This is a genomic window from Klebsiella sp. HN106 (assembly GCF_051209435.1).
Taxonomy (GTDB): domain Bacteria; phylum Pseudomonadota; class Gammaproteobacteria; order Enterobacterales; family Enterobacteriaceae; genus Klebsiella; species Klebsiella oxytoca.
The window spans coordinates 1,180,074-1,192,421 of the sequence record NZ_JBLURD010000001.1; the positions used below are offsets into that span (position 1 = coordinate 1,180,074).

General features: G+C 57.2%; 11 protein-coding genes. 2 read left to right on the top strand and 9 right to left on the bottom strand.

Annotated elements, in window-relative coordinates:
* Nucleotides 1-22: 22 nt before the first annotated feature.
* On the bottom strand, nucleotides 23-760 hold the full coding sequence (locus tag ACSIPU_RS05585) for an HPP family protein (RefSeq protein WP_064406809.1): 738 nt from the start codon (nucleotides 758-760) through the stop codon (nucleotides 23-25).
* Nucleotides 761-946: 186 nt separating this feature from the next.
* Here ACSIPU_RS05585 and ACSIPU_RS05590 point away from each other — a divergent pair, with 186 nt between their 5' ends.
* Entirely contained in the window at nucleotides 947-2,056 is a 1,110-nt protein-coding gene (locus ACSIPU_RS05590; RefSeq protein WP_194308098.1) for an adenosylhomocysteinase, read from the top strand.
* Between the two features lie 242 nt (nucleotides 2,057-2,298).
* Here the strand turns inward: ACSIPU_RS05590 and cobS are convergent, their stop codons facing one another.
* The 7 genes from cobS to dacD form a co-directional block, all read right to left on the bottom strand.
* A complete protein-coding gene (gene cobS / locus ACSIPU_RS05595; protein ID WP_196557467.1) occupies nucleotides 2,299-3,039 on the bottom strand; it encodes an adenosylcobinamide-GDP ribazoletransferase in 741 nt (246 codons plus the stop codon).
* A gap of 43 nt (nucleotides 3,040-3,082) precedes the next feature.
* Nucleotides 3,083-3,310 (bottom strand): bifunctional adenosylcobinamide kinase/adenosylcobinamide-phosphate guanylyltransferase, encoded by a 228-nt coding sequence (locus tag ACSIPU_RS05600; protein ID WP_071530297.1) that lies wholly within the window; start codon nucleotides 3,308-3,310, stop codon nucleotides 3,083-3,085.
* 188 nt (nucleotides 3,311-3,498) lie between these two features.
* On the bottom strand, nucleotides 3,499-3,834 hold the full coding sequence (locus ACSIPU_RS05605) for a DUF496 family protein (protein WP_004103624.1): 336 nt from the start codon (nucleotides 3,832-3,834) through the stop codon (nucleotides 3,499-3,501).
* Nucleotides 3,835-4,002: 168 nt separating this feature from the next.
* The gene (locus tag ACSIPU_RS05610; RefSeq protein WP_004103626.1) at nucleotides 4,003-5,061 is read right to left on the bottom strand and encodes an FUSC family protein; all 1,059 of its coding nucleotides are present in this window, start codon (nucleotides 5,059-5,061) and stop codon (nucleotides 4,003-4,005) included.
* Nucleotides 5,062-5,157: 96 nt separating this feature from the next.
* Nucleotides 5,158-5,631, bottom strand: coding sequence for a DNA gyrase inhibitor SbmC (gene sbmC / locus ACSIPU_RS05615; RefSeq protein WP_023321266.1), 474 nt, complete (start codon nucleotides 5,629-5,631; stop codon nucleotides 5,158-5,160).
* Nucleotides 5,632-5,757: 126 nt separating this feature from the next.
* Nucleotides 5,758-7,194 (bottom strand): capsule assembly Wzi family protein, encoded by a 1,437-nt coding sequence (locus tag ACSIPU_RS05620; protein ID WP_049094900.1) that lies wholly within the window; start codon nucleotides 7,192-7,194, stop codon nucleotides 5,758-5,760.
* Between the two features lie 153 nt (nucleotides 7,195-7,347).
* Nucleotides 7,348-8,514 (bottom strand): serine-type D-Ala-D-Ala carboxypeptidase DacD, encoded by a 1,167-nt coding sequence (gene dacD, locus ACSIPU_RS05625; protein WP_032745156.1) that lies wholly within the window; start codon nucleotides 8,512-8,514, stop codon nucleotides 7,348-7,350.
* A 180-nt stretch (nucleotides 8,515-8,694) separates the two neighbouring features.
* On the opposite strand from dacD, the gene sbcB reads away from it, so the two are divergent.
* Nucleotides 8,695-10,119 carry an exodeoxyribonuclease I gene (sbcB, locus tag ACSIPU_RS05630; protein ID WP_064370726.1) on the top strand — a complete coding sequence of 475 codons (1,425 nt, stop codon included), beginning with the start codon at nucleotides 8,695-8,697 and terminating at the stop codon, nucleotides 10,117-10,119.
* A gap of 105 nt (nucleotides 10,120-10,224) precedes the next feature.
* On the opposite strand, the gene fusA is transcribed toward sbcB, so the two are convergent.
* Nucleotides 10,225-12,327: an elongation factor G gene (fusA, locus tag ACSIPU_RS05635; protein ID WP_004103632.1), complete on the bottom strand. Its 2,103-nt coding sequence runs from the start codon at nucleotides 12,325-12,327 to the stop codon at nucleotides 10,225-10,227.
* Nucleotides 12,328-12,348: the final 21 nt, after the last annotated feature.

Here is a 12,348-nt window from a genome sequence, read left to right on the forward strand (position 1 = left end):
GTTCCCCAGAGAGCCAGGGTCGTCAGGATCGCTGGGCGCTGGCGATACGCTGTCTGGCTTTTTGTTCAATATTTTCCAGCAGCTCCTGCACGTCGTCTTCATCAATGTCGAGAAACTGACCGTCCAGCAGGGCCACATGAATATCTTCGCGCGTCACGGATATGCCCAGCGGCACCGCCTCCGCTTTCGCCTTCACTTCCTCCGCCGCCAGCGGATGCGGGTAGCGCCGTCCGACCAGGTTATTAAAAACAATGGCCAGCATCGCCAGCATCAATGAGTTGAGTAACACCGGAGTCAGAACAAAGTGATAGCCTTCGCTCTGTATCCCCGCCCCGCCGAGGATCGCCGTTAACGCCACCGCGCCGCCCGGCGGATGCAGGCAGCGCAGGAAATACATGCCGGCGATCGCCAACCCTGCCGCCACGCCGCAGGCCAGGGCCAGGTTAGGGATGGCGATTCCCACGGTCACGCCAATCAGCGCTGAAAGGACATTACCGCCGACTATCGACCACGGTTGGGCCAGTGGACTGCTCGGCACGCCAAACAGCAACACCGCCGACGCGCCCATCGGGGCGATAAACCAGATATTGACCTCGCCTAATAGCCAGTGACTAAACATACTGGTGACCGCCAGCCCCGTCCCGGCGCCTATTGACGCCAGAACGATATGTTTTCTGGCGACCGGTAACGCGTGCGGCTTAAGGCGGCCAAGGAAAATGCGGATCCGTGAAAACAGCGATCCGGGTAAAACGCTTAACATTGTGCAGCTCGCTTACATCATATTAAGAACTTATGTTTCATTTTCTTTTTTTAACCTTGTTTTAACAACCACGCCTTTATCGTGGCTTTTCGTTATTCATTTTGTGAATGTAAAAAAGGCGCGCGCTACGCTAAAATCGCCCTCACGTCTGGGTATCAGTACTCTATGGATTGAAGGTCAAATACGTTGAATAACAAGATAAAATTAGAGAAAGAAATCGCATGGGCCAGCCAGAATATGCCGCGTACGCTGCGCCAGGTCGCCGCCCTGCCCGACCTCAGCCAGGTTCGTCTGGCCTGCTGTATGCACCTGGATATGAAAATGATCCCACTGGTGCAGGGAATTCTGGAAAAAGGGGCGAAGGTTTTCCTGACCACCTGTAACCCAACCACGGTGCAGGATGATGTGGTCGCCTGGCTGGTGGAGCGCGGCGCTGAGGCTTGCGCATGGCGTGATATGAGCGATGCCGACTGGCAGCAATCGTGGGAAAAAGCGATTGCCTGGCAGCCGACGCATCTGTGCGAAATGGGCGCGGATATAACAACCCTACTGCATCAGCGTGGGGAGTTCGGCAATGTTGTCGCCGGGCTTGAAGCGACAGGCTCTGGCGTTAGCCGCCTCGGCGATATTCGGCCCGGCTATCCGATTTTTAACTGGGATGATTTGCCGGTTAAGGAAGGTCTGCATAACCGTCATATGGTCGGCCTGACCGCGTGGCATACCTTCTTCCAGACGACCCACCTGACCCTGCATGAGAAAAAAGTAATGGTCATCGGCTATGGTCTGGTCGGCCAGGGGGTTGCGGCGGCGGCGAAGGCCTTCGGCGGCCAGGTCATGGTGGCGGAAATCGACCCGGCACGAAGATTACAGGCTGCCTACGACGGCTGGCACGTTGTTGAACTACAGGAGGCGATAGCTTCGGCGGACGTGGTGGCCACGGCTACCGGCGGCAAAAAAGTCGTTAACAGCCAGGCGCTTGATAAATGCAAAGATGGAGTGTTTATCCTCAACGTGGGTCACGTGGCGGAAGAGATTGATTGCGAGTACCTGCGCCAGTTCAGCCAGGAAGAGGTCATGCCCTATATCAACGCTTACCGGATGGGCCAGAAAACGATCTATCTGATGGCGAACGGTTCAATGCTCAACCTGACCGCGGGTTTTGGCGATAGCCTGAACGCCTTTGACGTCACCCTGGCGGTGATGGCCAGCGGCATCCAGCATATTGTGACCGACGGCATGACGGCGCCGGCAGACGTTTATCTGCTGCCGCAAAGCGTATGGCAAAAAGCGCTCTAAGCACATGCGCTGAGTAATTTTCCCGGAGGCGGCGCGCTGCGCCTGTCCGGGCTACCGGTCCGCAGACAGCGGTGAACTTGTAGCCCGGCTAAGCGCAGCGCCACCGGGAAGAAGCCACGCCGCTCCCTCACCTAAGCACATCCTCCGCAGGCGGCGCGAGCGCCTTGTCCGGGTTACCGGTCCGCAGACTGCTGTTAACCCGTAGCCCGGTCAGCGCAGCGCCACCGGGAAGAAAGCAAATCTTACAGCAGGGCCAGCAAAAATATGACTTCACCGAGCTCAATCGCCGCGCCTAAGGTGTCGCCGGTTTGCCCGCCCAGAGTACGCTTCAGCGCCTGGCCTAGCGCCCAGACCAGCACCAGCGTGATAAGCGCTGCGCGCAGACCGTTAACGCCGAGCAGCAGCGTCGCCAGCGCCAGAGCGATCCCCATGGCGATCAGCGTCTGTTGCAGCGAGATTTTACCGATAAACAGATTGCCCAGCCCCTCTTCGCGCACGTAGCGCTGACGGTACATCAGCAGCACCGCCATACCGCGGGCCACGGCGCAGGCGGCCGCCAGGGCGGCAACCGCAGACGTACCGCGCAGCGTGACCTCGCTGACCACCAGCACTTTTGCAATCAGCACAAAAATCAGCGCCAGCCCGCCGTGAGTGCCCAACCGACTGTCGCGCATAATCTCCAGCATCCGCTCGCGGCGGCGGGCAGAGAAAATGCCATCACAGGTATCCGCCAGCCCATCCAGATGGAAGCCGCCGGTCAACAGCGCCAGCGCCAGCACGCCGAGCAGCGCGGCAAGCGGGCCGCCGCACCAGGGCTGGAGCAGTATCACGACAACCCCCGCGATCGCCCCCAGCAGCAGGCCAACAAAGGGAAAAGTAACGATACTGCGTTGATATTGTTCAATTTCCAGCCCCTGAGACAAACGCGCCGGGACCGGCAGGCGGCTGATAAACGATAATGCGGCAAAAAATGACTTAATCATGGAAAGATGACTCCTGTCGTTAAACCTTGCGACCAGCGGTTATTCACCGCCGCCGCCGACCGTAACCTGACTTATCTGCGTAGCTGCTGCGTGGACGCTCTTCCAGCCGCCAGTGAGCCAGCCGGGTATCGCGGTGATGTTGAATGCGTGCAGCTATTTGGTTATCGGATATCCGGGAGGTAGCGATATAGATCGCCGAAACGAAAGAGTTGAGTAGAGATTGGGCATCACGGCGTAGGCCGCTAAGCGCGTCGCCGGTCATCAGTATCATCGCGGCGGCACCTGTTGCAGGGACAGCATGAGATAAAACCTTCCGATATCAATATGTTTACGGCGGAAGTATACCAAATTCCTGGGGAAAGGTTCAGCGTTACAGAGGCTGTTTTGCTAAGGAATGCGAGATGACGCAAGAGGAGGAATCACTCCGGCAGCGAGAGCCGCCGGAGCACGCAAACGAGATTACTCGGCAGATTTATCTTCTACTTTCGCTTCGCCCATTGCTTTCAGCTTTTTAGAGATATCGCGACGTTCTTTGGAGATCTCGGCGTTTTTAATGATGTAGTCGTCAACGCGATCTTCGTAATCGCTCTTCATGCTGGCAATGATGCCCTGGATAGCTTCAACGCTCATGCCCGGCTTGATGTAGTCGCTCAGGTTGTCCAGCAGCAGTACGCGCTTCTGGTTATCACGGATCTTTTTCTCAACGTCCTGAATTTCACGCTGCAGTTTATTCTTGCGACGATACAGGCGAACAAACTCCAGTACGTCCTGGAAAGAAGGCTTAGTTGTTTCCATTTTTACACCCCTAATATTTGAGATTCGGATTCGCTAAAGCGACTGCTACATAGGGCTAACATAACTGTTAGCAGCCGCTGATGACAATGTTTTTTCCTTTGCCTTTATCATAACCCTAAACGCTGCTGAATCGAAGCAAGCGATGGGCAAACCGCGCGTATCTGGTCTTTATTTACGCAACGCCCGGCAGATTAAATGCGACAGCAGCTCAAGCTGCCGCGCCAGTTCGATGGTTAGCCAGACATAACCATGGATTGGCGTTTCAGAGAAATTGTCGTCCTGCTGCTCTTTGATGAGCTGGCGCAGCTCGGCCACAATTTCGTTGAGCTTTTCATTGTTAGCAAGAATCGGCTGCGGATTGCCCTCATACAATGCATGGGCGATAGTCAGCAACGTCTGCTGGGTCATTTGCTGCGTTTCGCGCAGCGTATGGGCATTCAGCATAACAAAATGGCCGGGACGCGATGCCCAGTAGGCGTTGATTTGCAGCTCCAGCATGCACACCAGATTACGGCTAACAGTCTGGATCGCTTCAAAGATGGCCTTCTGGATATGCGTCTCTTTGCTGGCGGGCGTAATTAATCCGCGCATTTTGACCACATCGTTAAGCACCTTCTGCATATGCTTTTCCAGACGCGGACGCTCGACGAGGTTCGGCGAGAAACCCGCCTGATACAGACGGTTGAAGGCGGTGACGTAGCTGGCCATCTGGATGCGCCAGTGCAGGAAAGCCCGCTGCGGCCAGATACCGGTAAACAGCATAGCCAGCAGGGAGCCAAAGATAACGTCGCCGCTTCGCCATAGCGCGGTCGTCATATCGCCCGGCGGCGCGCCGACCACCACCGCCAGCGTGATGCCGATCAACAGCGCCTGGTAGGGCTTTTTACCCAACGCCAGCCAGCCGCAGAGGAACATCGCCACCGCGCACCACAGCAGCATAATGGGCAGAGAGATAAGTTCCAGCTTGAGCGCCACCAGCCCGAGCGCCGAGCCGAGGATCGTGCCGCCGATACGCTCAAACGCGCGCGGGACGACGTTTCCCCAGAAGGAGATAGGCCCCATCACCACCACCAGGGTGATGAGAGGCCAGGTACCTTCCGGCACGTTAAGCAGGCGCACCAGCACAAAGGTGAGCACAAAGGCCAATGCTATTCGCACGCCATGGACGATGCGGTAATGGCGATACAGCCGAATTTCAAATGGCTTAAGTGATTTATCCGCGCGCACAACCGACTCCGACACAACGAAAAGGGCAATTGTAACTGCTTTTTCGCCGCAAGCATCACGCGAATGTAAGAAACCTTGTCAATTAAAGGGATAAGTTCACTTCACTACGGGTTCAACCGCGATATACATATCAATGTCCCAGTAGCCGTCCTGGTTACCATCGTTAAGGTAGACTTCAAAACAGGGCTTCATCGCCATCTGATGCTCTGTGCTTTGCATCAGACTTTCGAAGAACTGATACCACGGAGTCGCAAAATCGAAATTCTCGACTCTGGCGCGGGCAACGGCATACTCGCCGCCGGCGATTTCGGTCATCATCACGCCTTCACTTCCTTCAGGGATCTGATAGTCTTCCGCCACCGTGACGGCGGTGTCGCAGCGCAGCTTTTCCGCCGGGACTTCGTCTGGATTGTCGTAGTAAACGGCCACCCACTCCTGCGCAGGAACCTGGCTGTTGTCGACCCACATCATCAGCTGTTCAAACCCCTGTTTAACCGTCTGTTCCCAGGGGCCGACCAGATGAAAACCGGCAATTTTCTTCTTGCCTACGGATTTAACGTTATAGTCCATGTTGCCTCCACTGTTGATAAAATACTGTATGTATATACATGTAATCTAACAGTACAATCACCCATAGTATGTGCGGCAATTCACAAATCCGCGCGGCAAGAAGATTAAAAAAACGCCCCCGGCGGGTTATAAACTGAACGGCAGTTCAATGCCGATGCTGGCCCCAACATCGTCGCTGGCGCTGTGGTTTGCATCGGTGTACCACATGGAGGTATTCAGGCGAACCGTCGGCATGACATCGCCGCTCCAGCCCAGCTGTATGCCCTTCAGCGTGTCGGCGTGCGGGAAGGCTTTATTGATTCGTTGGTTCTTCGGATTGACTTCCGCGTAGACCAGGCGCGCGCTCCAGCGCTGATTTTCTTCGGTGACCAGCTCCACCTTACCGGCATACAGGCGTCCATCGCCGCCCATCGCATCGCCCAGCGGGTAGCCCTGCTGATAGTAGCCATCTTTATAGATAAAGTGGTTATAGATATAGTTGGTGCGTCCCATATTCGAGCGGGTATCGTGGGCTTCCAGATACCAATTAACCGCATTGCTGTTCCACTGATGGTGCCCTTCCACGCCGCCAAGGTAGAGGTGCGCCGAGGGCAAGTATCCGGCTTCATCCTCGCCGATCATCTGGCCGTAAATGCTCACCGGCCAGCCCAAGGTTGGCGCCAGCTTCAGCTTGAAATCAAAACCGGCCAGCTGATTGCCGGGATCGTCGGCCGATTCACCGGTGTTATCATTGCCGGTCAGGCCGTCCCAGAAGCTGCTGAATGATGAAGGTCGCCCTTCGCCGCCCCACTGCATAACGCGCGAAGCGCCCAGTTCCAGCGAGGAGATGGGCGAAAACGTCAGGCGACCGCCGAAGATTTTGGTATGCGGTACGGCGGCGTACTGGTTCATCTGGCTGGCGGAAAGTTGATACTGCCAGGGGCCAATCCAGCTTAGCCATGAGGTTTCCGGCGCCCGCTGTTCTGCACGCTGCAGCAGAAAACCGGTCATGGGACGCGCGGCATCGGAGCGAATCAAACTCCCTTCATAACCCGGTCCCCACCACTGCGGGATTTGCCCGAACGCCAGCCACTGGTTCCACAGTTTTACCGCGCCGTATGCGCCGTTGGCGTTTACGCTGGAGCCGTTGTCGATGCGTTTGTCGCCTTCAACATTGCCCTGTAGATGCAGATCCCACCATTCACCGCTGTTGTTCAGGGCGAGAGAAAGCGACTGGTCAGCAGGATAAGACTGGGCAAACCCCTGCGGAGTTCCCGGCTTATCAGTGGAACTGTAACCGGTAACGCGCACGTCGGCTTTGAGCGCCCTTAAACGCTGATTTACCCGACTCAGAACCACCCGCTCGGCGGATGTTGTCGGATGGGCATTGGCCAGCGCACGATTAATCTCTTCTTCGCTCAACGGCCAGGTGGACAAACTTAAAGAGAGGGTTCCGCGGTCGGATAACCAGGTTAAATCATTGCGGAATTCGTTATCGGCCAGAACGAGGCCAGAGGCAAAACCAGAGGTGCTAAAAACGGCGAAAAGTCCCAGAGAAAGCGCACTACGCGCAAAGTATTTCATCTTCCCAGCTCCATTTTGGGCGCACAAGCGCCAGGGGATTTCCTGAATGGTGACCGGGTAAGGTAAGGGATGGACACTAAACAAAGCGCCAACCGAAGCAGCATAATAATCAAACAGCTACGAGATGCCGCTCCGGGCGGAGCGGCGGAGAAGTTACAGTTTTTGATGCAGATAATCGCTAAAGCGCGACAGCATGCCGCCCTTGCCGACGCTTTCCAGCGTCACCAGCGGCCAGTGGGCGACGACTTTATCGCCATCATAAAGCGAGATTTCACCGACCCGCTGGTGGGCGGCAATCGGCGCTTCCAGCACTTTTTTATCCAGCACATATTTCGCCTTAATGCGTGAGACTTCCGATTTCGGCAGCGCTAACCAGAAGTCCTGATCGGTCCCCAGCCTAATCTGCTCTTTATCGCCATACCAGATACGCTCAACGCCGACCTGCTTGCCGTCCTGCAGGACCTGGACGGTATCGAAGTTTTGCTGGCCCCAGTGCAGCAGCTTCGCCGCCTGCTGTTCACGCCCTTTCGGACTGTCGGCCCCCATGACTACCGCAATCAGCCGGCGCTGGCCGTCCACCGCGGAGGCAATCAGATTGAAGCCAGCGCCGGAGGTATGGCCGGTTTTCAGACCATCAACGTTCATAGTTTTATCCCACAGCAGACCATTGCGGTTCTGCTGGGTAATGCCGTTCCACGTCAGACTCTTCTGGCTGTACATATGATAAACGTCCGGCTCGCCGTGAATAATCGCCCGCGAGAGTACCGCCAGATCGTAGGCTGAGCTATGCTGCCCCGGCGCGTCGAGGCCGTGAACGGTTTCAAAATGGGTATCCTGTAAATGCAGTTTGTCCACATAGCTGTTCATCAGCGCGACAAACTGCGGCTGGCCGCCGGCAACATAATCCGCCAGCGCCACGCAGGCATCGTTGCCGGAGTCAACGATGAGCCCGCGGCTCAAGTCGCGTACGCTAACCCGATCGCCGGGCTTAAGAAACATCAGGGAAGATCCCTTAAAGACCGGATTGCCCTGCGCCCAGGCGTCTTTACCGACGGTGACGATGTCGTCAAAGGTGATGCGGTGGCTGTCGATGGCGCGATCGACCACATAGCCGGTCATCAGTTTGGTCAGGCTGGCGGGATTGCGCTGCTGATGCTCGTTACCGGCGGTAAGGACCTGGCCGGTGGTGTAATCCATCAGCACCCAGGAACCGGCCTGAATGGAAGGCGGCGTCACGTTGACGGGAAAATCATTGGCGGCAAATGCGCAAGAAACGCTCGCAGCGAGCAAAGATACAGCAATAAACAAACGGCCTTTCAACGGCATATCCTCTAAATTGACAGATTCGCCGTCCTTTTTACGGAACTTCTCGTTTCATATCAGGGTTTAATTGCAAGAAAATATGACACTGGCGGTGTCAGGTAAGGCCGATACCCTTCTGATGGCCCGGCAAATCGTTTACCATGATGGCTGCTCGCCACCAGGGATAATGAACAGATTATGCAAGATAGCGCCAACCAGCCCGGATTTTTGTTTCACGATTACGAGACCTTCGGCACCAGCCCTTCGCTCGACCGGCCGTCGCAGTTTGCCGCCATCCGTACCGATGAAGACCTGAATGTCGTCGGCGAACCTGAAGTGTTCTACTGCAGGCTCGCCGACGACTATCTGCCGCAGCCGCAGGCGGTAATGGTCACCGGGATAACGCCGCAGGAGGCCAATGCCAAAGGCGACAACGAAGCCGCGTTTGCCCGCCGCGTTCACGATCTGTTCACGGTGCCGAAAACCTGCATCGTCGGCTACAACAACGTGCGCTTCGATGATGAAGTCACGCGCAATATCTTCTATCGCAATTTTTACGATCCTTACGCCTGGAGCTGGCAGCATGACAACTCCCGCTGGGATCTACTGGACGTGATGCGCGCCTGCTATGCGCTGCGCCCCGAGGGGATCAACTGGCCGGAAAATGATGAGGGCTTACCGAGCTTCCGGCTGGAGCATCTGACCGTCGCTAACGGCATCGAACACAGCAACGCCCACGACGCGATGGCCGACGTTTACGCCACTATCGCGATGGCAAAGCTGGTGAAGACTCAGCAGCCGCGCCTGTTCGACTATCTTTACGCCCACCGCAACAAGCGCAAGCTGGCGACGCTGATTGACGTGCCGCAGATCAAGCCTCTGGTGCATGTTTCCGGTATGTTCGGCGCGGCGCGCGGCAACACCAGCCTGGTCGCCCCGCTGGCGTGGCACCCGGATAACCGTAACGCGGTGATTATGGTCGACCTGGCCGGTGATATCGCCCCTCTGCTGGATCTGGATGCCGATGCCCTGCGCGAACGGCTGTATACGCCGAAAAGCGAGTTGGGCGATCTGGCTGCGGTGCCGATCAAGCTGGTCCACCTCAATAAGTGTCCGGTGCTGGCGCAGCAAAATACCCTGCGCCCGCAGGATGCTGACCGATTGGGCATCAATATCCAGCGCTGTCTGGAGAACGTCCAGCGGCTGCGGGCTAATCCACAGGTGCGCGAGAAAGTGGTGGCGATTTATGCCGAAGCGGAGCCGTTTGTGCCGTCCGATAACGTCGATGCACAGCTGTATAACGGCTTTTTCAGCGATGCCGACCGCGCGGCGATGAAAATCATACTCGAGACGGAGCCGCGCAATCTGCCGGCGCTGGACATTACCTTTGCCGACAAGCGTATTGAGCGTCTACTGTTCAACTATCGCGCGCGCAATTACCCGGGCACGCTGGATGAAGCCGAGCAGCAGCGCTGGTTGGAGCACCGTCGCCAGGTGTTTACGCCAGAGTTTTTGCAGGCCTACGCCGATGAGCTACAGATGCTGTATCAGCAATATGCGGATGATAAAGAGAAGCTGGCGCAGCTGAAGGCGCTGTGGCAGTACGCGCAGGATATTGTTTGACTGGAAGAAATTCCCGGGTTGCGGCTAACGCCTTACCCGGGCTACCAACGGTGGCAGGACTCGTATCCCGGGTAAGACGCCTCGCGTCGCACCCGGGAACGTAGTTTAGCCTTTGGCGCGGCTGGCGATAATCGCCTCAGCCACGTTGCGCGGGGCTTCCGCGTAGTGGTGGAATTCCATGCTGTAGGTCGCCCGGCCCTGGGACATTGAACGCAGCGTGGTGGAATAGCCAAACATCTCGGCCAGCGGCACGTCGGCGCGAATAATCTGGCTGCCGAACCGCTCCTCCATTCCCTGCACCATCCCGCGCCGGGAAGAGAGATCGCCCATAATATTGCCGGCGTACTCTTCCGGGGTCTCCACTTCCACGTGCATCACCGGTTCAAGAATAACCGGGTCGGCCCTGCGCGCCCCTTCCTTGAAGCCGAATATTGCCGCCATCCGGAAAGCCATCTCCGAGGAGTCGACGTCGTGATACGAACCAAACGTCAGGATCGCCTTAATATCCACCACCGGATATCCCGCCAGCACGCCGGTGCCCATCGCTTCGCGCAGCCCTTTTTCGACTGAAGGGATATACTCGCGCGGCACCACGCCGCCTTTGGTCGCGTCCTCAAACACGAAACCGCTTCCCGGCGCCAGTGGTTCAAGGGTCAGCACCACGTGACCGTACTGCCCTTTACCGCCGGACTGGCGAACAAACTTGCCTTCCACCTCTTTGACCGTTTTGCGGATCGTCTCGCGATAGGTCACCTGCGGACGCCCGATGTTCGCCTCGACGCCAAACTCGCGCTTCATGCGGTCAACGATAATCTCCAGATGCAGTTCGCCCATCCCGGAAATGATCGTCTGGCCGGACTCCTCGTCAGTATGCAGACGAAACGACGGATCTTCCGCCGCCAACCGCTGCAGGGCGATACCCATTTTCTCCTGATCGGCTTTGGTTTTCGGTTCAATCGCCAGCGAAATCACCGGCTCCGGGAACTCCATCCGTTCAAGGGTAATCACCGCATCAGGGTCGCACAGCGTGTCGCCGGTGGTGACATCCTTCAGGCCGACGCAGGCGGCAATATCTCCGGCGTGCAGTTCGTCCACTTCATGGCGATCGTTGGCCTGCATCAGCACGATGCGGCCAATGCGCTCTTTCTTGCCTTTCACCGGATTCCACACCGCATCGCCTTTTTTCAGCGTCCCGGAATAGACGCGAATAAAGGTCAATTGGCCGACGTAGGGGTCGGTCATCAGTTTAAATGCCAGCGCCGAGAACGGTTCGTCGTCGCTCGGGTGACGTTCAGCGGGCTGCCCTTTCTCATCCACGCCCTGAATCGCCGGAATATCCAGCGGCGACGGCATCAGCTCAACCACCGCATCAAGCATCCGCTGCACGCCTTTGTTTTTAAACGCGCTGCCGCACAGCACTGCCTGGATTTCCCCCTTCACCGTGCGCTGACGCAGTCCGGCGACGATTTCCGCCTCGCTCAACTCGCCGGTTTCGAGATAGTTATCCATCAGTTCGTCGCTGGCTTCCGCCGCCGCCGAAACCATTTTTTCCCGCCACAACCGGGCGGTTTCCAGCAGTTCGTCGGGCACCGGCGCATAGCTGAAGGTCATTCCCTGGGTGGCGTCATCCCACAAAATGGCGCGCATTTTGATGAGATCCACCACGCCGGTGAAGTGCTCTTCGGCGCCCACCGGGATCACAATCGGTACCGGGTTCGCCTTCAGGCGATCGGTCATCATCTGCACCACGCGGAAAAAATCCGCGCCGGGTCGGTCCATCTTGTTGACGAAGGCCAGCCGCGGGACGTGGTATTTGTTCGCCTGGCGCCAGACGGTTTCCGACTGCGGCTGCACGCCGCCCACGGAGTCGTAAACCATGACCGCACCGTCCAGTACGCGCATAGAGCGCTCGACTTCAATGGTGAAATCCACGTGCCCAGGGGTATCGATGATATTAATCCGGTGTGGCTCAAAGCTGCGGTCCATGCCGGGCCAGAAGCAGCTCACCGCCGCGGACGTAATGGTGATCCCACGCTCCTGCTCCTGCGCCATCCAGTCGGTAGTTGCCGCGCCATCGTGTACTTCCCCCAGCTTGTGGCTCATCCCGGTGTAAAACAGGATGCGCTCGGTGGTGGTGGTTTTGCCGGCATCGATATGCGCGGAGATACCGATGTTGCGATAACGTTCGAGGGGGATGGGTCGGGGCATGATGCGTCCTTAGTCATTTTG